The sequence below is a fragment of the Streptomyces sp. PCS3-D2 genome (assembly GCF_000612545.2).
Classification (GTDB): Bacteria; Actinomycetota; Actinomycetes; order Streptomycetales; family Streptomycetaceae; genus Streptomyces.
The window spans coordinates 2,946,819-2,967,349 of record NZ_CP097800.1 but is presented as its reverse complement, the minus strand read 5'-3'; the positions used below and the strand labels follow the sequence as shown (position 1 = coordinate 2,967,349).

The window sequence follows — 20,531 nt, the reverse complement described above, 5'->3', positions numbered from 1 at the left end:
CCGCCTCACGGCCCCCGGCACGGCAACAGGCGTACTGCCCGGCAAGGCCGGGGACGCGGCGGCGGGCGTGCGTGCCGGCCGCCGCGGGACGGGCGGGACCGTCGCGACACGCCCCGGCGCCGGGGCCTACCCGCCGAGCACCGACCGGAGCTGGTCCAGGCCCCAGTCCAGATCCTCCTTGGTGATCACCAGCGGCGGGGCGATCCGGATCGTCGATCCGTGGGTGTCCTTCACGAGCACCCCGAGCTCCATCAGCTTCTCGGAGATCTCCCGGCCCGTACCGCGGGACGGGTCGATGTCGACGCCCGCCCACAGCCCCCGGCCGCGTACGGCGGTCACCGCGCCCCCGCCGACGAGCAGGTTCAGCTCGCGGTGGAGGTGGTCGCCCAGTTCGGTGGCCCGCTGCTGGAACTCGCCGGTCCGCAGCATCGCGATCACCTCCAGGGCGACGGCGCACGCGAGCGGGTTCCCCCCGAAGGTGGAGCCGTGCTGGCCGGGTCCGAACACCCCCAGCACGTCCCGGTCGGCGACCACCGCCGACACCGGCACCACACCGCCGCCGAGCGCCTTGCCGAGGATGTAGACGTCCGGGACGACGCCCTCGTGCTCGCAGGCGAAGGTCCGGCCGGTCCGGCCGAGCCCCGACTGGATCTCGTCGGCCATGAAGAGCACGTTCCGCTCGCGGGTCAGCTCCCGTACGCCGGCCAGGTACCCGGCGGGCGGCACCAGCACCCCCGCCTCGCCCTGGATCGGCTCCAGCAGCACGGCCACGGTGTTCTCCGTGACGGCGTGCGACAGCGCGGTGAGGTCCCCGTACGGGACGATCTCGAAGCCGGGCGTGTACGGCCCGAAGTGGTCGCGGGCGTCGTGGTCGGTCGAGAAGGACACGATCGTCGTGGTCCGGCCGTGGAAGTTGTCGGCGGCCACCACGATCTTGGCGTGCCCGTCCGGGACGCCCTTGACCTCGTAACCCCACTTGCGGGCGGTCTTCACCGCCGTCTCCACCGCCTCCGCGCCGGTGTTCATGGGCAGCACCATCTCCTTGCCGCACAGCGCGGCGAGTTCGGTGCAGAAGTCGGCGAACCGGTCGTGGTGGAAGGCGCGCGAGGTGAGCGTCACCCGTTCCAGCTGGGCCCGCGCCGCGTCGATCAGACGGCGGTTGCCGTGCCCGAAGTTGAGCGCGGAGTACCCGGCGAGCATGTCGAGGTATCTGCGACCCTCCACGTCGGTCATCCACGCGCCTTCCGCGGTCGCGACGACGACGGGCAGCGGGTGGTAGTTGTGCGCGCTGTGCGCGTCGGCGGAGCGGATGGCAGCAGCTGTTGTCGACACGGGGTCTCCGATCGTCCGTCTGGCCGGTGAAGCGGTGAAGCGGTGAAGCGGTGACGAGGGTGGCGCCACCTTCTTATCGTCGCTCGTATCCCGGACGCGGAAACCTGCCCCGCGGCGCGCCCGCTAAGGTGTTCGGTACGCACGGCGACTGGCGTACGGGGAACCAACTCCGGGGGAGTCGTGCGCGCTCGACCGCATCAGGGCCGCTCGCCTGGGCCTCGCGGGGTACCGATCACATCGACCCCGGAGGAGCCCGCCGTGTCCGCGAGCCGCCATCCCGCCCTGTCCGCGACCGATCCGGAACTGGCGTCCCACGTCGCCGCGGAGGAAGTCCTCCAGGCGGAGACCCTGCGCCTGATCCCCAGCGAGAACTACGTGTCCGCGGCCGTCCTGGAGGCCTCCGGGACCGTGCTGCAGAACAAGTACAGCGAGGGGTACCCGGGCCGCCGCTACTACGAGGGCCAGCAGAACATCGACCGGGTCGAGGCACTGGCGATCGAGCGGGCCAAGGGCCTGTTCGGCGTGGACCACGCCAACGTGCAGCCGTACTCCGGCTCCCCGGCCAACCTGGCCGTGTACCTGGCCTTCGCGCAGCCCGGCGACACGGTCATGGGCATGGCCCTGCCGATGGGCGGCCACCTGACGCACGGCTGGGGGGTCTCGGCGACGGGCTCGTGGTTTCGCGGCGTGCAGTACGGCGTCCGCGCCGACACGGGTCTGATCGACTACGACGCGGTGCGCGAGCTGGCCCTCGCCGAGCGGCCCAAGCTGATCTTCTGCGGCGGCACCGCCCTGCCGAGGACCATCGACTTCGCCGCCTTCGCGGAGATCGCGCGCGAGGCGGGCTCGGTCCTGGTCGCGGACGTCGCCCACATCGCCGGCCTGATCGCGGGCGGCGCGCACCCGTCCCCGGCGGGGCACGTGGACGTCATCTCCACCACGACCCACAAGACCCTGCGCGGTCCCCGCGGCGCGATGCTGATGTGCCGCGAGGAGCACGCGAAGGCGATCGACAGGGCGGTTTTCCCCGGCCTGCAGGGCGGTCCGCACAACCAGACCACGGCCGGCATCGCGGTGGCCCTGCACGAGGCGGCCCAGCCGTCCTTCGTCCGGTACGCGCACGCGGTCGTCGCCAACGCCCGGGCGCTGGCCGCCGCCCTGCTGGAGCGTGGCTTCGACCTGGTGTCGGGCGGTACGGACAACCACCTGATCCTGATCGACCTGACGGGCAAGGAGGTGCCGGGCAAGGTCGCCGCCAAGGCCCTGGACCGGGCGGGGATCGTCGTGAACCACAACACGGTGCCGTTCGACCCGCGCAAGCCGTTCGATCCCTCGGGGGTGCGGATCGGCACACCGTCCCTGACCTCGCGCGGGCTGTCCACGGAGCACATGCCGCTGGTGGCCGACTGGATCGCCCGCGCGGTCGACGCGGCCGCGCGGCCCGACGAGACGGCGCTCAAGGCGATCCGGGCCGAGGTCGCCGATCTGATGGCCGCCTTCCCGGCGCCGGGCCTTCCGCTGTCGTAGCCCTGCGGCGCCGCCGCCGGGGGCTCCGCGCCCCCGGAGCGCCGCCCCCGGTCCCCGCTGCCGCCGCCGGGCCGGGGGCGGCGCGCCCCGACGGGTCCCGGCCGGTGGCGGGCCCGAGCCGGCCCCCGCACCTGAGAGAATGGGGCCATGGCTTCTGATCGTCCTCGCGCGCTCTCCGGCATCCAGCCCACCTCCGGTTCGTTCCACCTCGGGAACTACCTCGGAGCGATCCGCCAGTACGTCGCCCTCCAGGAGACGCACGACGCGTTCTACATGGTCGTCGACCTGCACGCGATCACCGTGCCGCAGGACCCGAAGGACCTGCGCGCGAACACCCGCCTGTCGGCCGCGCAGCTGCTGGCCGCCGGCCTGGACCCCGAGCGCTGCACGCTCTTCGTCCAGAGCCACGTCCCCGAGCACGCGCAGCTCGGTTGGGTGATGAACTGCATCACCGGCTTCGGCGAGGCCAGTCGGATGACCCAGTTCAAGGACAAGTCCGCCAAGGGCGGCGTCAACAGCGCCAGTGTCGGCCTCTTCACGTACCCGATCCTCCAGGTCGCCGACATCCTGCTCTACCAGGCGAACGCGGTTCCCGTCGGCGAGGACCAGCGCCAGCACATCGAGCTGACCCGCGACCTGGCCGAGCGCTTCAACCAGCGCTTCGGCCCGACCTTCACCCTCCCGCAGGCGCACATCGTCAAGGAGGTCGCGAAGATCTACGACCTCCAGGACCCGGCGATCAAGATGTCGAAGTCGGCGTCGTCGCCCAAGGGCCTGATCAACCTCCTCGACGAGGCCAAGGTCACCGAGAAGAAGATCAAGAGCGCGGTCACGGACACCGAGGCCGAGATCCGCTTCGACGCCGAGAAGAAGCCCGGCGTCAGCAACCTGCTCACGATCTACTCCACCCTCACGGGCGAGTCCGTCCCCGCCCTGGAGGAGCGGTACGCCGGCAAGGGCTACGGCGCGCTGAAGACGGACCTGGCCGCCGTGATGGTCGATTTCGTCACACCTTTCAAGCAGCGCACCCAGGAGTACCTGGACGACCCGGAGACGCTGGACTCGCTCCTGGCCAAGGGCGCGGAGAAGGCAAGGGCGGTCGCCGCGGAGACGCTCGCGCAGGCCTACGACCGCCTGGGCCTGCTGCCCGCCAAGCACTGACGAACGCAACTACGGACGGACCGCTCTGGCACGAAGAGGGGTCCTGGCCCCACACTGGGGCGGCAGGCGTCCACAGGGACAAGCGGAGGAGAGACACGTGGGGACCGTAACGCTCGGCGTTTCGATCGCGGTCCCGGAGCCGTACGGCAGCCGGCTCCAGGAGCTGCGCGCGGGCTTCGGGGACGTCGCCGCCCACGGCATCCCCACGCACGTCACCCTCGTACCGCCGACGGAGGTGGAGGCGGACCGGCTCCCGGCGATCCGGGCCCACCTCGCCGAGGTCGCCGCCCGCTTCCGGCCCTTCCCGATGCGGCTGGGCGGGACGGGAACCTTCCGGCCCGTCTCGCCGGTCGTCTTCGTCCGGATCGCCGAGGGCGTCGAGGGCTGCACCCGGCTCCAGGGCGAGGTCCGCGACCCCGCCGGGCCGCTCAGCCGCGAGCTCGCCTTCCCGTACCACCCGCACGTCACCGTCGCCCACGGCATCTCCGACGAGGCGATGGACGTGGCGTTCACGACGCTGGCCGAGTACGCCGCCGCGTGGGTGTGCGCGGGGTTCGCCCTCTACGAGCAGGGCTCCGACGGGGTCTGGCGCAAGCTGCGTGAATACCCTTTCGGGAGTGGGGCCATGGGAGTTCCGGCACAGCCGGGCTCCCCCGTCGACCAGACCGCCGGGGCGGCGGGGGCGACGACCGTACGGCCTTCCTGACGGAGCGGGCGCAGGGTCAGGCGGGCGGTGCGCCGAGCGCGGAACCTCAGCCTCCGCAGGACCAGGGTGTGGAACGGACGCCCCGTCGAGGGCGCTGGGCGAAAAGTCACAATCGACGACCGTAGTACCTGGAACAGACAATCCGGACTATTTCCCGTGCCTCATTTACGGTGACCCCATGGACTGGCTGACGAAACTCCCGGTGATCGGGCCGCTGGCGGACCGTCTGATGAAGACGCACGCGTGGCGCTCGTACGAACGCCTCGACCGCGTCCATTGGACCCGACTCGCCGCCGCGATCACCTTCATCAGCTTCCTCGCGCTCTTCCCCCTGATCACCGTGGCCGCGGCCGTCGGCGCGGCGCTGCTCAGCCCCGAGCAACTGGACCGGCTGGAGAAGAACCTCGCCGAACAGGTCCCCGGCATCTCCGACCAGCTCGACATCAACGGGCTCGTCGCGAACGCGGCCACGATCGGTCTCGTTGCCGGCGCCCTCCTCCTCTTCACCGGCATCGGCTGGGTGGGCTCGATGCGGGACTGCCTGCGCGCGGTGTGGGACAAGGACGACGAGGACGACGGGAACCCGATCGTCCGCAAGGGCAAGGACGGGCTCGTCCTGCTCGGCCTCGGCGGGGTGGGCCTGCTCTCCGCGGCGGCCTCGATCCTCGGCTCCAGCGCGGTCGGGAAGTCCGCGGACTGGCTCGGCATCCCGCGCGAGGGGCCCGGCGGCGCGCTGCTGCGCTCCCTCGCCTTCCTGGTCGGTGTGGTGGCGGCCTTCCTGGTGCTGCTGTACGTCCTGACCCTGCTGCCCGGCGTCGAACCGCCCAGGGGCCGCCTGATCCAGGCCGCCCTGATCGGAGCGGCGGGCTTCGAGCTGCTGAAGCTGCTGCTCAGCGGCTACATGCGGGAGGTCGCGGCGAAGAGCATGTACGGGGCCTTCGGCGTGCCGGTCGCCCTGCTGCTCTGGATCAACTTCATGGCGAAACTCCTGCTGTACGTCTCCGCCTGGACGGCAACCCGCGACGGCGAGGCCGACGTCGAAGCCGAAGCCGAAGCCGACACCGACGAGGCCGCCGCCGACGAGCCCCCGCCGGGGGCCACGGCGCCGCACCGGGCGCCGTGACCGGACGGCCTCCGAAGCCACGGCACGGGAAACGCCCTAAACGAGCTCTTCGTCGCGGCCGCGGGTGCGGCGGCTGCGGGGCCAGCGGCGGTTGACGGCGTAGGCGCCGCCCGCCAGCAGCGCGAGGGCGCCGCCCGCGACGCCCAGCGCGGTGCCCGCGCCGCCGCCCGGGACGGCACCGTCCGCCGACGGGCTGTTCTCGTGTGACTGGGCCGGCGAGCCGTGGGGCGAGGTGTCCGCGCTCTTCGGCGGCACCAGCTCACCCACGGGCTTGACCTTTCCGGCCGCGGCGAAGCCCCAGTCGAAGAGCGCGGCGGTCTCCTGGTAGACCGAGTTCGCGCCGCCCGCGTCCGGGTTCATCACGGTGACCAGCAGTTTCCGGGAGCCCTGCTGCGCAGCGCCGGTGAAGGTGGCACCGGCCATGGTCGTGTTGCCGTTCTTGACCCCGGCGATGCCCTTGTAGGGGGAGATCCCGCCCGCGCCCGTCATCAGCCGGTTGGTGTTCTGGATCTCGAAGTAGTCCCGCGGCTTGCCGGGTTCCTGAAGGCCGGGGAACTTCGCGCTCGCCGTGCCGCAGTACTCGCGGAAGTCCTTCTTCTGCAGTCCGGAGCGGGCGATCAGCGTGAGGTCGTACGCGCTCGACACCTGCTCCGGGGCGTCGTACCCGTCGGGCGACACCACGTGGGTGTCCAGCGCCTGGAGCTCCTCGGCGTGCGCCTGCATGTCCTTGACGGTCTTCTCGACGCCGCCGTTCATGGCCGACAGCACATGCACGGCGTCGTTGCCCGACCGCAGGAACACCCCGAGCCACAGGTCGTGGACGGAGTACTCGTGGTCCTCCTTGACCCCCACCAGGCTGCTGCCCGGGCCCACGCCCTCCATGTCCTGGTCGGTGACCTTGTGCACCTGCTCCTTGGGCAGGCCCGGCAGCAGGGTGTCCGCGAAGAGCATCTTCATCGTGGAGGCCGGGGGCAGCCGCCAGTGCGCGTTGTTCGCCGCCAGTACCTCACCGGACTCGGCGTCCGCCACGATCCACGACCGGCCCGTGAGGTTCGTCGGCAGGGCGGGCGCCCCGGGCAGCAGGTTCACCTGCGTACCCGGTTGACCGAGCAGCGATCCGCCGACCGTGGACATCGACGCGGGCGGCGCCGGAGCCTTGGCGGGCCGGCCCTTCCCGTCGGCCGGAGGGGGCGGCGCGGCATGGGCGGGAGCCACCAGCACGGTGGGCGCCAGCAGCGCGGCGGTAAGGACCGTCAGGGCGGTCGTCTTGGCAGACACGCAGGTGAAAGTACATCCCGATGAGCTGGATGGCATCGCGGACCGGCCATTTCGCCGCAACCACGCCCGGGACAGCCCACCCCGGCGCGTCCGTCCCGGGGACGAAACCGATACTGAGGACATGAAACTCAGCCGTGCCGCCTCCTGGTTCCTGCTCGCCTTCGGAGTGTGGACCTGGTTCATCTGGGTGTCTTTCGTCCGGAACCTGTGGAAGAACGGCAGTGGACTTGCCTTCGACACGGCGGGCGACCCCACTGCCTATTTCTGGGTCCATCTGACGCTCGCCGTGACGTCCTTTCTCCTGGGGACGGCGGTCGGTGTGATCGGGTTGCGCGGGGTCCTGGCCCTGCGGCGGGCATCACGTTCCGGCGCCGAGGGCGGTACGGCATGACGGTCCTGGTCGTCGCGCTCGTAGCACTGGCGGTCTGCGCCCTCCTCGCCGCGGTGCACCGCTGGCTGTGGGTCCGCCTGGTGAGGGACACGACCGCGCCCGGCGGCCTGCCCCGCCGCATCGGCACCACGCTGGCCATCGCCCTGCCCCTCCTCTCCGTGGCCGCCCTGACCGCGGGCCGTGCCGGGGCCCCGTTCTGGTTGCAGCAGACGGTGTCCTGGCCGGGGTACCTGTGGCTCGCGGTGCTCCTGTACCTGACCCTGACGATGCTCGTCGCGGAGCCGATCCGCGCGCTGTTGCTCCGCCGTCTGGCCCACCGAGCCCCCTCCGGGGCGGTGGCCGGACCCCCCGCGGCGCAGTCCGCCGCCCGCGCCGGGACGGCCACGGTGCCTTCCTCCGACGCCGGGGCGGAGACGAAGGCCGGCGCGGTGCTCGCCGAGGCCGGTGCGCCCGGCGAGCCGGCCGCCCCGGCCCCGGGCGGCGGGCTCAGCCGCCGTACCTTCGTCGCGCGCACGGTGGGCGGGGCGGCCGCCGCGGTCGCGCTCGGCACCGTCGGCAACGGCGCGTACGGAGTGCTGCGCGGGCCCGGCGTGCGGCGCGTCCACGTCCCCCTGGCCAAGCTGCCGCGCGCGGCGCACGGCTTCCGGATCGCCGTCGTCAGCGACGTCCACCTGGGCCCGGTGCTCGGCCGCGCCCACGCCCAGCGGATCGTCGACACGGTCAACCGCACCCAGCCCGACCTCATCGCCATCGTCGGCGACCTCGTCGACGGCAGCGTCCCCGACCTCGGGCCGGCCGCGGAGCCGCTGCGCGGGCTGACCGCCCGCCACGGCTCCTTCTTCGTCACCGGCAACCACGAGTACTTCTCCGGCGCCGAGCAGTGGGTCGACCACGTCCGCGAGCTCGGCCTGACCCCGCTGGAGAACGCCCGGCGGGCCCTGCCGCACTTCGACCTCGCCGGGGTCAACGACATCCAGGGGGAGCGGGATGGCAGCGGCCCCGACTTCCGGGCCGCGCTCGGCGACCGCGACCGGTCGCGGGCCGCGGTGCTCCTCGCCCACCAGCCGGTGGTCATCCACGACGCCGTCGAGCACGGCGTCGACCTCCAGCTCTCCGGCCACACCCACGGCGGCCAGCTCTGGCCGGGCAGCCACCTCGCCGCCCTCGCCAACCCCACCGTCGCCGGCCTGGAGCGCTACGGCGACACCCAGCTGTACGTCTCCCGCGGGGCGGGGGCCTGGGGGCCGCCGGTCCGGGTGGGTGCGCCGTCCGACATCACCGTCGTCGAACTCGCCTCATACCAGGCCTGACCCGCCCCAACCGTCAACTCGCCGCCCCAGAAAGGATCTTCCGGTGGCTGATATTCCGTGATGGGATATCCGGTAATCGGACAGCGGGTCGCTGTCACCGGGACAAGGGGTGGGGTTCACGGGATGCGGTCTGTCCGCTGGAAGATCATCGCGGCCGGGCTGGTCCTCGGCCTGGCCGGCGTCGGTGCCTGGCAGTTGCTGCCCGAGGACGCCGAGAGCCGCGGTGCCATCCGGGTCGGGACCAGCGACGTCGTGTCCTCCCTCGACCCGGCCGGAGCGTACGACGCGGGTTCCTGGGCCCTGTACAGCAACATCTACCAGTCGCTGCTGACCATGAAGCCAGGCTCCGACGCCCCCGTCCCGGACGCCGCCGCCTCCTGCGGGTTCGTGGGCCAGAAGCTCACGACGTACCAGTGCGAGCTCCGCCCCGACGTGACGTTCGGCGGCGGTCGCGCGATCACCGCCGAGGACGTCAAGCACTCCTTCGACCGGATCAAGGCGATCAACTCCGAGCAGGGGCCGGCCCCGCTCTTCAACACGCTGGAGTCGGTCGGGGCCGAGGGCCGCACGGTCACCTTCCACCTGTCCGCCGGCGACGCCACCTTCCCCTTCAAGATCGCAACGGGTGCCGCCTCGATCGTCGACAAGGACACGTACCCGGCCACGTCCCTGCGCGAGGACGGCAGGGTCGACGGCTCGGGTCCGTACACGCTGGCCTCCTACGAGGCCGGTGCGCGCGCCGAGCTCAAGCCCAACGTCTCCTACAAGGGGCAGGGCAAGCCCGCCCGCACCGCCGTCACGGTCCGGTACTTCAAGGGCTCCGAGCAGCTCGCCCAGGCCTGGACCACCCGTCAGATCGAGGTCGCCCACCGGGACATGCCCCCGGCGGTGCTCGCCGGCCTCAACCCGGGCCTGCAGGACACCCGCTACCAGGCCTCCGGCGGCAGCGAGACCCGCTCGATCGTCTTCAACGTCCGCCCCGGCTCCGCTGCCGCCCCGCTCGCGGTCCGGCAGGCCGTGGCCGCCGTACTGGACCGGGCCAAGCTGGCCGGCGAGGTCCACCGGGGCACCGTCACCCCGCTGTACTCGCTGGTCCCGGCGGGCATCGCGGGCCACAGCACGCCGTTCTTCGACACCTACCCCACGCCCGACGGGGCCACCGCCAAGAAGCTCCTCAAGGAGGCCGGGACCCATGGCCCCGTGCAGCTCAGGCTCGGTGTGAACGTCCGCGGCGCGAACCTGCCCGAGGCCGAGGAGATCAAGCGGCAGTTGGAGGCCACCGGGCTCTTCCAGGTGACGCTCAAGCCGGTGGAGGCGTGGAAGGACTTCCAGAAGGCTTACGCGGCCGGCGAGTTCGACGCCTACACGATCGGGTGGATCGCGGACTTCCCCGACGCGGACAACTTCCTCGCCCCGCTCGTCGGCGCCGACTCCTCCATGAACAACGGCTTCTCGGACAAGCGCGTCGACGAGCTGATCACCCGGACCCAGTCCCACTCGGAGCGCTCCGACGCCGCCGCGGAGTTCCGGGACCTGCAGAAGGCGGTCGCCCAGCAGGCCCCGATGGTGCCGATCTGGCAGAAGAAGGACTACGTCATGTCCCGCGAGGCCGTGACCGGCGCCCAGAACCTGTCCGACGGTACCGGTGTCTGGCGTCTACGGGAACTCAACTGGATCTAGGGTGTGAGCCCGTCCGGCTCGGGGTGCGGGTCCGAGGCCTTGCGCCGGCCCGCCGCCGTCTGGGCCATGCCCGGCAGGAAGTCCGCGAACAGCTCGTGGACTTCGCGCACCAGCGGTCGCAGCACCCGGAAGCGGGCGAGCACGATGCCCCGCGTGGTGAGCTGCGCGCCGCGCTCGGCGAGCCGCCGCGACTTCTCGCTGTCCGGGGAGCGGTCGAAGACCCAGTACAGGACCAGGCCCATCTGCGAGAGCCACATGAGCTCCGGCAGGACGTCGGCCAGCTCCGCCGGCACTTTGGTCTTCGCCCCGGCCAGCACCTCGCGGTGGATGTCGATCGCGGCCTTGCGCGCCGGCTCGGACTCCGGTGAGAAGGGGCTGAGCGGGCTCTCCGGGTCCGCCGCGTTCTTGAAGAACTGGGAGGCGAACTCGTGGTACGGGGCGCCGATGTCCAGCCAGCTGGTGAGGACGCCCGCGAGCCGCTTCTGCAGATCGGTCTCGTTGTCCAGGATCGGCCGGACCGCCGCCTGGTGGGCGGCGCTGATCCGGTCGTAGAAGCCCTGGACCAGGTGTTCCTTCGACTCGAAGTAGTAGTAGGCGTTGCCGACCGAGACACCGGCTTCCTTCGCGATGCCCCGCATGGTCGTCTTGTCGAAGCCGCGCTCCTGGAAGAGGCGGAGCGCGGTTTCGAGGATGAGCGTGCGGGTCTGCTCGCTCTTGGGGGCCTTCTGTTCCGTCACGGTGGATGAGCCTATCGGGGCGCGGAACACCGGTCGTCACAGGCCGGTCCTTCGGCGGCCGTGGGCTGCCCCCCGGTGCGCACGGCCTGCCGCCAGGCGGAGGCCGTGTACATGGCCGCCCGGGCGAACGGCCGGCCGGCCGGCGTCGCCAGCCAGTTCGCCCTCGGCCGGTGTTCGGCCAGTGCCCACAGGCAGACGATGAACGCGTCGGTCCCGGTCCACACCTGTCCGCTGTCGCCGACGACGGTGATCTCCCGGAGCGTCGAGGCGTGGTCCAGCCGAGGGAACCTCCGCCGCGCCTCCCAGGACGCGGCGGGGACCAGGGCGATCGGGACGAGCCACCGCTGTGCGAGCAGCCAGTGTCGGATGTGCACGCAGAGCGGGCAGGCGGCGTCGTAGAGGACGGTCAGGTGCCGTACGGCCCCGGCGGGCGCCACGGCTCAGGCCCCGAGCGGCGCGGTCCACCCCTGCGGGGGGACCGGCGGGGTCTGCTGGCGCTCCATGATCCCGCGGCGGCGCATCCTGTTCAGCGCCCACACGTTGCCGAGGTGCATGACGCCCAGGACCAGCAGGACGACGCCGAGCTTGACCGAGAGCGTCTCGAAGAGCGCGCGGGCCGTGCCGACCTCATCGGTCGATCGCAGGTAGAGGGTCACGAAACCGATGTTGACCAGGTAGAAGCCCACCACGAGGAGCTGGTTGACGGCGTCGGCGAGCTTCTCGTTGCCGTGGAGGACGTCGCCGATGAAGACGCGGCCGTTGCGACTGAGCGTGCGCGCCACCCAGACGGTGAGGCCGATGCTGATGAACAGGTAGATGACGTATGCGACCACGGTGAGGTCCATCGCCCCAGCCCCCTTGAACGTGTTCAAATGCTGACGTCGATGACTCTAGAACCTTTTTTGAACAAGTTCAAGCGATGGGGTCGGTGTGTGTCCGGCACACGTCAGGGCGCCGTTCCGGAGACGTCCCGGAGACGCAGGCGGGCCCCGGCCGAACGGCCGGGGCCCGCCTGCGTCTCCGGGGGCTCACATGCTCATCGCACGCGCGTGGCCCAGCTGCGACATGACCCAGTGGTAGGTGTTCGCGTCCACCGCGGGGATCATCGTGGAGTGGTGGCGGCCGCCGCTGGTCACGGTGACCTGGATGTAGCCGGTGGTGGTCTTCTCCTTCATCAGCAGGAAGAGCAGGCCGAGCAGGCAGAACAGGAAGAAGACGATCGCCAGCACGATCGCGTGGGGCGGGATCTTCTCCTCGGTGCGCGAGAAGTCCGTCGCGTTCCACATCGCGCCCCGGAGCGGCATCGTGCCCGACGGGGTGATGATCTGGTCGCCGGCGACGGTGATGTCGCCGAGCGCGAAGCCCGCACCGCCGACCGGGGCGGCGGAGTACCCGGCGGGCACCGGGACGCCCGCGCCGCCGACGGTCGGATGGTAGGCGGGGGCCGCCGGGTAGGGCTGGGGGTATCCGTAACTGGCCTCACCGGGGCCCCACTTGTAGTCGCCATGGCCCGGCGCACCGGACGTGCCGCCCTGGCCGGCGGGGCCGCTCGCGTACGGGTTCGGCTGCTGCTCGCTCATACGGCCGATCCTTCCACAGGCACCCCCGCCCTGTACCCCCGCTCCTGCAGCCCGGTGTCCCCGATCGGGGGGAGGCCTCCGGCAGCCGTTCGACGCGCCCCGGCGACGCACGAGGGCCCCGCTCCGGACGAACCGGGGCGGGGCCCTCGTACAGGCCGGGAGGGAAGGTCAGAAGCGGCGCGTGATCAGCGCACGCTTGACTTCCTGGATCGCCTTCGTGACCTCGATGCCGCGCGGGCACGCGTCGGTGCAGTTGAAGGTCGTGCGGCAGCGCCACACGCCGTCCTTGTCGTTCAGGATCTCCAGCCGCTGCTCGCCGGCCTCGTCACGCGAGTCGAAGATGAAGCGGTGCGCGTTGACGATCGCCGCCGGGCCGAAGTACTGGCCGTCGTTCCAGAACACCGGGCACGAGGACGTGCACGCGGCGCACAGGATGCACTTGGTGGTGTCGTCGAAGCGCTCGCGGTCCTCGGCGGACTGCAGGCGCTCACGCGTCGGCTCGTTGCCCTTGGTGACCAGGAACGGCATGACGTCCCGGTACGCCTGGAAGAAGGGCTCCATGTCGACCACGAGGTCCTTCATCACCGTGAGGCCCTTGATGGCCTCGACGGTGATCGGCTTCTCGGGGTTGATGTCCTTGATCAGCGTCTTGCAGGCGAGCCTGTTCTTGCCGTTGATCCGCATCGCGTCCGAGCCGCAGATGCCGTGCGCGCACGAGCGGCGGAAGGTGAGCGTGCCGTCCAGGTCCCACTTGATCTTGTGGAGACCGTCGAGCACGCGCTCCTTCGGGTCGATCTCGATCTGGAAGTCCTGCCACTGCGACTCGTCCGAGACCTCGGGGTTGAAGCGGCGGATCCGGAAGGTGACCGTGATGTACGGGGAGGCCGCAGCCGCCTCTTCCATCTTGTCCAGGGTGGGGGTAGCCATCAGTACTTACGCTCCATCGGCTGGTAGCGGGTCGTGACGACCGGCTTGTAGTCGAGCCGGACCGAGTCCGAGCCGTCGGCTCCGACCTCGCGGTACGCCATGGTGTGGCGCATGAAGTTGACGTCGTCGCGGTTGGGGTAGTCCTCGCGGTAGTGACCGCCGCGGGACTCCTTGCGCGCCAGGGCGGACACGGCCATGACCTCGGCCAGGTCGAGCAGGTTGCCCAGCTCGATGGCCTCCAGCAGGTCCGTGTTGAAGCGCTTGCCCTTGTCCTGGACGGACACGTTCTTGTAGCGCTCGCGCAGCTCCGCGATCTTCTCGACCGCGGTCTTGATGGTCTGCTCCGTGCGGAACACCATCACGTTCGCGTCCATCGTCTCCTGGAGCTCCAGGCGCAGGTCGGCGACCCGCTCCTGGCCCGTGGAGTTGCGCAGGTGCTCGACCAGGTCGGCCACCTGCTGCGCCGGGTTCTCGGGGAGCTCGACGAAGTCGTTCTCCTGCGAGTACCGGGCGGCGGCGATGCCGGAGCGCTTGCCGAAGACGTTGATGTCCAGCAGCGAGTTGGTGCCCAGGCGGTTCGCGCCGTGCACCGACACGCACGCGACCTCGCCGGCCGCGTACAGGCCGGGGACGACGGTGGTGTTGTCGCTGAGGACCTCGCCCTCGACGTTGGTCGGGATGCCGCCCATGGCGTAGTGCGCGGTGGGCTGGATCGGGATCGGGTCCGTGTACGGCTCGATGCCCAGGTAGGTGCGGGCGAACTCGGTGATGTCCGGGAGCTTCGCGTCGAGCTGCTCCGGCGGGAGGTGGGTGAGGTCCAGGTACACGTGGTCTCCGGCCGGACCGCAGCCGCGGCCCTCACGGATCTCGGTGTAGATGGAGCGCGAGACGACGTCACGGGACGCGAGGTCCTTCATGACCGGCGCGTACTTCTCCATGAAGCGCTCACCGTCCTTGTTGCGGAGGATGCCGCCCTCACCGCGGGCGCCCTCCGTCAGCAGGATGCCCATGCGCCAGATGCCCGTCGGGTGGAACTGGAAGAACTCCATGTCCTCCAGCGGCAGGCCGCGGCGGTAGCAGGCCGCCTGGCCGTCACCCGTGAGGGTGTGCGCGTTGGAGGTCACCTTGAAGAACTTGCCGGTGCCGCCGGAGGCGTAGATGACGGCCTTGGCCTGGAACACGTGGATCTCGCCGGTGGCGAGCTCGTACGCGACCACACCGGCCGACTTCTTGACGCCGTCCTCCTCGACCAGGAGCTGGTCCAGGACGTAGAACTCGTTGAAGAACTCCACGCCCTCCTTGACGCAGTTCTGGTACAGCGTCTGGAGGATCATGTGGCCGGTGCGGTCCGCGGCGTAGCAGGACCGGCGGACCGGTGCCTCGCCGTGGTTGCGGGAGTGGCCGCCGAAGCGGCGCTGGTCGATGGTGCCGTCCGGGGTGCGGTTGAACGGCAGGCCCATCTTCTCCAGGTCGAGGACCGCGTCGATGGCCTCCTTCGCCAGGATCTCGGCGGCGTCCTGGTCGACCAGGTAGTCACCGCCCTTGACCGTGTCGAAGGTGTGCCACTCCCAGTTGTCCTCCTCCACGTTGGCCAGCGCGGCGGCCATGCCGCCCTGCGCGGCGCCCGTGTGGGAGCGGGTGGGGTACAGCTTCGTCAGGACGGCGGTGCGGCTGCGCTTCGTCGCCTCGATGGCGGCGCGCATGCCCGCGCCGCCGGCGCCGACGATGACGGTGTCGTACTTGTGGATCTTCATTGGTTTCGCCTCAGCCCCGTTGCCTAGCGGATGTTCGGGTCGAAGGTGAAGATCACCAGCGTGCCCAGAAGGATGGTGAACACCGTGGCGGTGTAGAGCAGGCCCTTCAGCCACAGCCGCGTGTTGGCGCGCTCCGCGTAGTCGTTGATGACGGTACGCAGACCGTTCGAGCCGTGCAGCATCGCCAGCCACAGCATCAGCAGGTCCCAGACCTGCCAGAACGGGGACGCCCAGCGGCCGGCCACGAAGGCGAAGCCGATCTTGGACACGCCGCCGTCGAGCACCAGCTGGATGACCAGGTGGCCGATGACGAGGACGACGAGCACGATGCCCGAGAGGCGCATGAAGAGCCACGCGGCCATCTCGAAGTTGCCGCGCGTCGAGCGGGGCGTCTTGCCCGTGCGCTTGCGCGGGGCCTCGATGTACGGCGCGGGGTTGTCGACGTCGTAGAGGGAAACGCCCTCCACGTCGCCGATGACCTTGGCGGAAGAAGTGTCAGAGGACATGCGCGTCACTTCCCGAACAGTTCGAGGTAGGCGTGGCCGAGCACGGGGTAGAGGGCCCCGGCCATCAGCACGACCCAGATGCCCACGACCCACCAGAGCATCGTCTTCTGGTGGCGCGGGCCCTTGGACCAGAAGTCCACGGCGATGACACGGAGACCGTTGAGCGCGTGGAAGAGGATGGCGGCGACGAGGCCGTACTCCAGCAGCGCGACGATCGGAGTCTTGTAGGTAGCCACGACATCGTCGTACGCCTCGGGGGAGACGCGGACGAGAGCGGTGTCGAGGACGTGTACGAACAGGAAGAAGAAGATGAGGACGCCGGTGACTCGATGAGCCACCCAGGACCACATTCCTTCCCGGCCGCGGTACAACGTTCCAGCCGGCACGGAAAACCCTCCGGAAGCGGGGCGGGGGCCAGCCGGCTTCTTTGTCGGTCGGGCCCGGCCGGGTACGGTCCACCGGCCCCGGACATCGTAGCGACGAGTTGTCGGTTCCCTCGCGCGGGGTCGGGCTGTGTGATCAAACAGGCACGTACGGGCTATCCCACGGGGGCGAATAGCCCGATTTCGGCCGCGGCCGCCCCGTGGGAGCGAGTCAGCCAGCGTGTCAGGTCCAGCAGCCGGGACTGCGCGACGCGGCGGAGCTCGTCCGCGGAGATCGAGCGCTCCTCGTCCGCCTCGTGCCCCATCCGCCGGCGGATCGCCCCCAGCAGCTGGTCGGCCTGCTCCTCCGGCGGATGCCCGTCCAGGCAGACCACGAAGGCGTGCCCGAACTTGCGTTCGTACTCCGTGTGGGCCGCTTCGAGGGCCAGCAGCGCGGCGTATGGCGCCCCGTGGTCCAGTTCGGCCGAGTGCTCCGCGGCCAGGGCCTCGGTCAGGTCGGACTGCGAGAGGTCGTACGAGGCCTCGTCCGCGGCGGCGCGCAGGGCGTCCGCGTCGGGATAGGGGCGGTGTGCCGCCACCCGGTGCGCCCAGCGCCGGCTTCCGCAGCACTGCAGGAGGACCGCCCGGGCGGCTTCGGGGGACAGGCTGTTGAACCGGGTCAGTCCGGGGCCGTGCGAGGGGTCGGAGCAGCCGCGGGCCTGTGCCGGAAGGTGGCTGGACAGCGGGGGGCTCCTCGGGGCGCGGCGCGGGTGTTCCGCCACGCTATCGACGCAGGGGGGAGCGTGTCGTACCCATGCGGGGATTTCACCCGGAAGAGAGCCGAAAGGATGACGGGAGCGCCGCGGGCGGGCATGGTGGAGTGCCCGAAAGCCCGAAAGGGGGAGGGCGACCGAGGCCGCCACCCCCCACAGGAGAGGCCCCGGCCGCCATCCGTCACGGGCTCGTGCGACAAGCCCGTACCCCTGTCAGCGCCGCGAGTGCGTTTTGTGTCACACCTCGCTCCGCGCAGGATTGGTTGCACGTTGTATCACTCGTGGACGAGAGGTGCTTGAAAGCCGTAACGTGCTGATTTGCGCCACACGTACAGGACAGGTTGGGGACTTTGCTGGGGGACGACGCGGAGCTGACCGCCGCAGTGCTCGCGGCACAGAGCGGTGACGAGAACGCGTTCCGTGCTGTGTACCGGGCCGTGCATCCACGCCTGCTCGGCTACGTGCGCACGCTCGTCGGAGACGGCGACGCCGAGGACGTGACCTCTGAGGCCTGGCTGCAGATAGCCCGGGACCTCGACTCCTTCACCGGTGACGCCGACCGCTTCCGCGGCTGGGCCGCCCGCATCGCCCGCAACCGGGCCCTCGACCACATACGCATGCGCGGCCGCCGCCCCGCCATCGGGGGCGACGACACCGAACTGACGGGCTGGGCCGCCGAGTGTGACACGGCCGGCGCGGCGATGGAGTCCCTTGACACCGGGCGCACCATGGCGCTCATAGCCCAGCTGCCGCAGGACCAGGCCGAGGCGGTCGTCCTGCGGGTCGTGGTCGGCCTGGACGCCAAGAGCGCGGCCGAGACCCTGGGCAAGCGGCCCGGGGCCGTACGCACCGCCGCGCACCGCGGCCTGAAGAAGCTGGCGGAACTGCTCGCCGCACAGGGCGCGGACGGCGGTTTCGAGGCAGGTCCGGGCACCGGCTCCAGGGCCGGCGCCGCGGTCGGCCATAATGCCGAGGGCCACGCGTGGGGCGGCGGGGGCGGAGGGGATCTCGACGCCGTACCCGCACAGCGCGGCCGGGGCGGCAGCTACGCAGAACAAACCGGTGTGACGCATTCACGTTGGCGGACGCAGAAGGACATGTGATGGCCGACGAGCGCGACAGGTGGCTGGACGAGGCCGCGGCGGAAGCATTCCTGCGCGGTGGACCGGCGGAACCTGTGGGGCCCGCCGCCGACACGCGTGCCGCGACGGAGGCCGCCCGGCTCCGAGCGGCTCTGGACGCCCTGGCCGCGGTGGCGGCGCCCAGCGGTACGGAACTGCCCGGTGAGGCCGTGGCGGTGGACGCCTACCGTGCGGCGCGCGGCGCCGCACGCCCGGCCGCCGCGTCGTCCGGGGCCGACGCCTCCGGTGAACCCCTGGTCGACCTCGGCCGCGTCCTCCCCGCGCCCGTGCCGATCCGGCGGCGCTCCCGGACCGTGAGCCTCGGCCTGGCCGCGGCCCTCGCGAGCGTCGCCGCGGGCGGGCTGGCGGCCGCGGCGGGAGCCGGGCTCCTGGACCGTTCCCGGCACGACGCCGCGGGGCCCGGACCGGCGATGTCCATCAGTGCCGGCGAGAGCCCGGTCCAGGGCAGGGGCACCGGTGCCCCGACCTTCACCCCGGAGCCGCTGTCCACCCCCGTGCCCGACGGCTCGGACCCGGCGTTCGCCCCGGTGCTGCCGTCACCCAGCGGGGACGGGCGTACCACGCCGGGAAACGGAGCGGACTCCGACGGCTCCGCGGGCACCTCGGCGGCCGGCGGCTCGGGCAAGACCGCCCCGGACGACCGGAGCGGAGGGGGCGGCCAGGAGGGCAGCCGGGACACCCTGGGCACCGGGGAATCCGGCAAGGACCGCCAGCGCGAGCTGGACGGCCGGCTCAAGACGGACCTCTGCGAGGAGTACCGCGGGGGCCGGATCAACGACGACCGGCGCGAGCGGCTGTCCCGTCTGGCCGACGGGCTCCTGCGGATACCGGCCTACTGCGCCGCGGTGCTGGACGGGGACTCCGGCGGTACCAAGCGCCGCGACTCCCCTCCGGCGAGTGGCGGGACGCTGAGGGCGCCGAGCCTGGAACCAGCTGTTCCGGAAGGCTCCACCGCCCTGCGCGCCGGCCGCTGACACATGCGCTGACCTGCCTGTAACACTTTTCGAATCGGCGGCGCAGTACTAAGCGAGCCGACTGGTCATCGGCCGCGCATGAGCCGGGGTTCCCCCCGTACCCCTGGGCTCTGCGCAACCGGCGCGGGCGGGGCACGTTCCCCCGGCCCTGCCCGCGCCCTCACTCCATCACCCCGACCCATCGGCGGGACGGCCGCTCAACGCGACAGGCCGTCCCCTTCTCGGTCCGCCGGTACGACCGGACTGCGAAGGGGACGGCCTGTCGCGTTTCACCGGCCGGCGGCCGGCCGCGCGGTCGGGGCCCGGAACCGGGGTTCCGGCGGCACCCTCGGCGGGATCACCAGTAGACGACCACCTTGTCGCCGACCTGCACGTCGTCGAAGAGCTTCGACAGCTTGGCCTTGTCCCGCACGTTCACGCAGCCGTGCGAGGCGCCGTTGTAGCCGCGGGCCGCGAAGTCGGCGGAGTAGTGGACCGCCTGGCCGCCGCTGAAGAACATCGCGTAGGGCATCGGCGTGTGGTAGATCGTCGACGTCCAGTCCTTGGCCTTCCAGCCCACGTTGAACACGCCCTCGCGGGTCGGGGTGTTCTCCGAGCCGAAGCGGACGTCCATCGTCGAGACGACCTTGCCGTCGATCATCCAGGCGAGGGTGCGGCTCTCCTTGCTGATGCACATGACGCGGCCGGTCATGCAGCGCGGGTCCGGCGCCGCGACCTCGTTGACGGTCGGCGGGCGCAGCTCGTCGGCCGTGGGCTTCTTGCTGGAACTCTGGATCTTCTTCCAGGTCTTCGCGTCGACCCCGCCCGTGGCATCCAGGCCGTTCTTCGACTGGAAGGACTTCACCGCGGCCGTGGTCTTCGAGCCGTAGAAGCCGGTCGGCGTCACCGTGAGCAGCTTGAGCTGCTTCAGCCGGGCCTGAAGCTCGCGGACCTGCTCGCTCTCGTCGCCGTTGGCCATGATCTGCTTCACCGAGGGCGAAGGCGAGGCCGACGGGGAGGCGGAGGCGGAGGCGGACGCCGAGGCCGATGCCGAGGGCTCGCCGGGCTTGTCGTCGGTGGACGGGGAGGCTTCGGGGGTGGTGCCCGCCGTGGGCGAGGACGGTGCCGCGGAGGAGGAGCCGGCGGACTCCGTCTTCTGCGGACCGCAGGCGGTCGCGGCGAGCGCGACGGCGGTGGCGACCCCGATCGTGCGGATTATGGCTCTCTGGCGCTGCATTGCAGTCCCCCGGTTTCTACGTCGTGTATCTAGGTGATGTCTGGCGCGCGTG

Annotated in this window: 21 protein-coding genes and 1 riboswitch; of the genes, 9 read left to right on the top strand and 12 right to left on the bottom strand. The window is 71.2% G+C overall.

The genetic code is table 11. The features are described from left to right. Positions 1–126 precede the first annotated feature (126 nt). The gene (rocD, locus tag AW27_RS12510; protein ID WP_037919109.1) at positions 127–1,332 is read right to left on the bottom strand and encodes an ornithine--oxo-acid transaminase; all 1,206 of its coding nucleotides are present in this window, start codon (positions 1,330–1,332) and stop codon (positions 127–129) included. A 134-nt stretch (positions 1,333–1,466) separates the two neighbouring features. Further along, a riboswitch (ZMP/ZTP riboswitch) is annotated at positions 1,467–1,556 on the top strand. A 34-nt stretch (positions 1,557–1,590) separates the two neighbouring features. Here rocD and AW27_RS12505 point away from each other — a divergent pair. The 4 genes from AW27_RS12505 to AW27_RS12490 all read left to right on the top strand — a co-directional run bounded on the left by AW27_RS12505 (position 1,591) and on the right by AW27_RS12490 (position 5,849). Then, on the top strand, positions 1,591–2,859 hold the full coding sequence (locus AW27_RS12505; protein ID WP_037919111.1) for a serine hydroxymethyltransferase: 1,269 nt from the start codon (positions 1,591–1,593) through the stop codon (positions 2,857–2,859). 147 nt (positions 2,860–3,006) lie between these two features. Next, the gene (gene trpS / locus AW27_RS12500; protein WP_037919113.1) at positions 3,007–4,020 is read left to right on the top strand and encodes a tryptophan--tRNA ligase; all 1,014 of its coding nucleotides are present in this window, start codon (positions 3,007–3,009) and stop codon (positions 4,018–4,020) included. Between the two features lie 97 nt (positions 4,021–4,117). Continuing rightward, positions 4,118–4,726, top strand: coding sequence for a 2'-5' RNA ligase family protein (locus AW27_RS12495; protein WP_037919117.1), 609 nt, complete (start codon positions 4,118–4,120; stop codon positions 4,724–4,726). Positions 4,727–4,904: 178 nt separating this feature from the next. Then, positions 4,905–5,849: a YihY/virulence factor BrkB family protein gene (locus AW27_RS12490; protein ID WP_078556122.1), complete on the top strand. Its 945-nt coding sequence runs from the start codon at positions 4,905–4,907 to the stop codon at positions 5,847–5,849. Between the two features lie 36 nt (positions 5,850–5,885). Here AW27_RS12490 and AW27_RS12485 read toward each other — a convergent pair whose 3' ends face one another. Then, positions 5,886–7,163, bottom strand: a complete 1,278-nt coding sequence (locus AW27_RS12485) for a D-alanyl-D-alanine carboxypeptidase family protein (protein WP_370466478.1) — start codon at positions 7,161–7,163, stop codon at positions 5,886–5,888. Positions 7,164–7,248: 85 nt separating this feature from the next. Here AW27_RS12485 and AW27_RS12480 point away from each other — a divergent pair, with 85 nt between their 5' ends. From AW27_RS12480 to AW27_RS12470, 3 genes are all read left to right on the top strand, one after another. Further along, positions 7,249–7,518: an SCO4848 family membrane protein gene (locus AW27_RS12480; protein WP_037919122.1), complete on the top strand. Its 270-nt coding sequence runs from the start codon at positions 7,249–7,251 to the stop codon at positions 7,516–7,518. Continuing rightward, a complete protein-coding gene (locus tag AW27_RS12475) occupies positions 7,515–8,828 on the top strand; it encodes a metallophosphoesterase (RefSeq protein ID WP_037919125.1) in 1,314 nt (437 codons plus the stop codon). The genes AW27_RS12480 and AW27_RS12475 overlap by 4 nt, the downstream gene beginning before the upstream one ends. 123 nt (positions 8,829–8,951) lie before the next feature. Further along, positions 8,952–10,508 carry an ABC transporter substrate-binding protein gene (locus tag AW27_RS12470; protein WP_037919127.1) on the top strand — a complete coding sequence of 519 codons (1,557 nt, stop codon included), beginning with the start codon at positions 8,952–8,954 and terminating at the stop codon, positions 10,506–10,508. On the opposite strand, the gene AW27_RS12465 is transcribed toward AW27_RS12470, so the two are convergent. The 9 genes from AW27_RS12465 to AW27_RS12425 form a co-directional block, all read right to left on the bottom strand. Next, positions 10,505–11,245: a TetR/AcrR family transcriptional regulator gene (locus AW27_RS12465; protein WP_037919922.1), complete on the bottom strand. Its 741-nt coding sequence runs from the start codon at positions 11,243–11,245 to the stop codon at positions 10,505–10,507. The genes AW27_RS12470 and AW27_RS12465 overlap by 4 nt on opposite strands. Before the next feature lie 11 nt (positions 11,246–11,256). Then, positions 11,257–11,682: a thiol-disulfide oxidoreductase DCC family protein gene (locus tag AW27_RS12460; RefSeq protein WP_106967547.1), complete on the bottom strand. Its 426-nt coding sequence runs from the start codon at positions 11,680–11,682 to the stop codon at positions 11,257–11,259. 3 nt (positions 11,683–11,685) lie between these two features. Continuing rightward, positions 11,686–12,090, bottom strand: coding sequence for a hypothetical protein (locus tag AW27_RS12455; RefSeq protein WP_037919128.1), 405 nt, complete (start codon positions 12,088–12,090; stop codon positions 11,686–11,688). Positions 12,091–12,273: 183 nt separating this feature from the next. Further along, complete coding sequence (locus tag AW27_RS12450) at positions 12,274–12,825, bottom strand: hypothetical protein (protein WP_037919129.1); 552 nt, start codon at positions 12,823–12,825, stop codon at positions 12,274–12,276. 168 nt (positions 12,826–12,993) lie between these two features. Next, positions 12,994–13,752 carry a succinate dehydrogenase iron-sulfur subunit gene (locus AW27_RS12445; RefSeq protein ID WP_037919131.1) on the bottom strand — a complete coding sequence of 253 codons (759 nt, stop codon included), beginning with the start codon at positions 13,750–13,752 and terminating at the stop codon, positions 12,994–12,996. Next, complete coding sequence (sdhA, locus tag AW27_RS12440; RefSeq protein WP_037919133.1) at positions 13,752–15,506, bottom strand: succinate dehydrogenase flavoprotein subunit; 1,755 nt, start codon at positions 15,504–15,506, stop codon at positions 13,752–13,754. The genes AW27_RS12445 and sdhA overlap by 1 nt, the downstream gene beginning before the upstream one ends. A gap of 23 nt (positions 15,507–15,529) precedes the next feature. Further along, positions 15,530–16,012, bottom strand: coding sequence for a succinate dehydrogenase hydrophobic membrane anchor subunit (locus AW27_RS12435; RefSeq protein WP_037919134.1), 483 nt, complete (start codon positions 16,010–16,012; stop codon positions 15,530–15,532). A 5-nt stretch (positions 16,013–16,017) separates the two neighbouring features. Next, positions 16,018–16,398: a succinate dehydrogenase, cytochrome b556 subunit gene (sdhC, locus tag AW27_RS12430; protein ID WP_078556124.1), complete on the bottom strand. Its 381-nt coding sequence runs from the start codon at positions 16,396–16,398 to the stop codon at positions 16,018–16,020. A gap of 152 nt (positions 16,399–16,550) precedes the next feature. Beyond that, positions 16,551–17,156: a 2-oxo-4-hydroxy-4-carboxy-5-ureidoimidazoline decarboxylase gene (locus AW27_RS12425; RefSeq protein WP_063890564.1), complete on the bottom strand. Its 606-nt coding sequence runs from the start codon at positions 17,154–17,156 to the stop codon at positions 16,551–16,553. A gap of 341 nt (positions 17,157–17,497) precedes the next feature. Here AW27_RS12425 and AW27_RS12420 point away from each other — a divergent pair, with 341 nt between their 5' ends. After that, positions 17,498–18,250: an RNA polymerase sigma factor gene (locus tag AW27_RS12420; RefSeq protein ID WP_037919138.1), complete on the top strand. Its 753-nt coding sequence runs from the start codon at positions 17,498–17,500 to the stop codon at positions 18,248–18,250. Further along, the gene (locus AW27_RS12415) at positions 18,250–19,263 is read left to right on the top strand and encodes a hypothetical protein (RefSeq protein ID WP_052030282.1); all 1,014 of its coding nucleotides are present in this window, start codon (positions 18,250–18,252) and stop codon (positions 19,261–19,263) included. The genes AW27_RS12420 and AW27_RS12415 overlap by 1 nt, the downstream gene beginning before the upstream one ends. A gap of 337 nt (positions 19,264–19,600) precedes the next feature. Here AW27_RS12415 and AW27_RS12410 read toward each other — a convergent pair whose 3' ends face one another. Beyond that, positions 19,601–20,479, bottom strand: a complete 879-nt coding sequence (locus AW27_RS12410; RefSeq protein ID WP_078556126.1) for a L,D-transpeptidase family protein — start codon at positions 20,477–20,479, stop codon at positions 19,601–19,603. Between the last annotated feature and the right edge of the window lie 52 nt (positions 20,480–20,531).

Coding starts and splice junctions, on each gene's coding strand:
- trpS (WP_037919113.1), top strand. CDS start 3,007: ATGGCTTCTGATCGTCCTCGCGCGCTCTCCGGCATCCAGCCCACCTCC.
- AW27_RS12490 (WP_078556122.1), top strand. CDS start 4,905: ATGGACTGGCTGACGAAACTCCCGGTGATCGGGCCGCTGGCGGACCGT.
- AW27_RS12485 (WP_370466478.1), bottom strand. CDS start 7,163: ATGCCATCCAGCTCATCGGGATGTACTTTCACCTGCGTGTCTGCCAAG.
- AW27_RS12480 (WP_037919122.1), top strand. CDS start 7,249: ATGAAACTCAGCCGTGCCGCCTCCTGGTTCCTGCTCGCCTTCGGAGTG.
- AW27_RS12475 (WP_037919125.1), top strand. CDS start 7,515: ATGACGGTCCTGGTCGTCGCGCTCGTAGCACTGGCGGTCTGCGCCCTC.
- AW27_RS12470 (WP_037919127.1), top strand. CDS start 8,952: ATGCGGTCTGTCCGCTGGAAGATCATCGCGGCCGGGCTGGTCCTCGGC.
- AW27_RS12455 (WP_037919128.1), bottom strand. CDS start 12,090: ATGGACCTCACCGTGGTCGCATACGTCATCTACCTGTTCATCAGCATC.
- AW27_RS12450 (WP_037919129.1), bottom strand. CDS start 12,825: ATGAGCGAGCAGCAGCCGAACCCGTACGCGAGCGGCCCCGCCGGCCAG.
- AW27_RS12445 (WP_037919131.1), bottom strand. CDS start 13,752: ATGGCTACCCCCACCCTGGACAAGATGGAAGAGGCGGCTGCGGCCTCC.
- sdhA (WP_037919133.1), bottom strand. CDS start 15,506: ATGAAGATCCACAAGTACGACACCGTCATCGTCGGCGCCGGCGGCGCG.
- AW27_RS12435 (WP_037919134.1), bottom strand. CDS start 16,012: ATGTCCTCTGACACTTCTTCCGCCAAGGTCATCGGCGACGTGGAGGGC.
- AW27_RS12415 (WP_052030282.1), top strand. CDS start 18,250: ATGGCCGACGAGCGCGACAGGTGGCTGGACGAGGCCGCGGCGGAAGCA.
- AW27_RS12410 (WP_078556126.1), bottom strand. CDS start 20,479: ATGCAGCGCCAGAGAGCCATAATCCGCACGATCGGGGTCGCCACCGCC.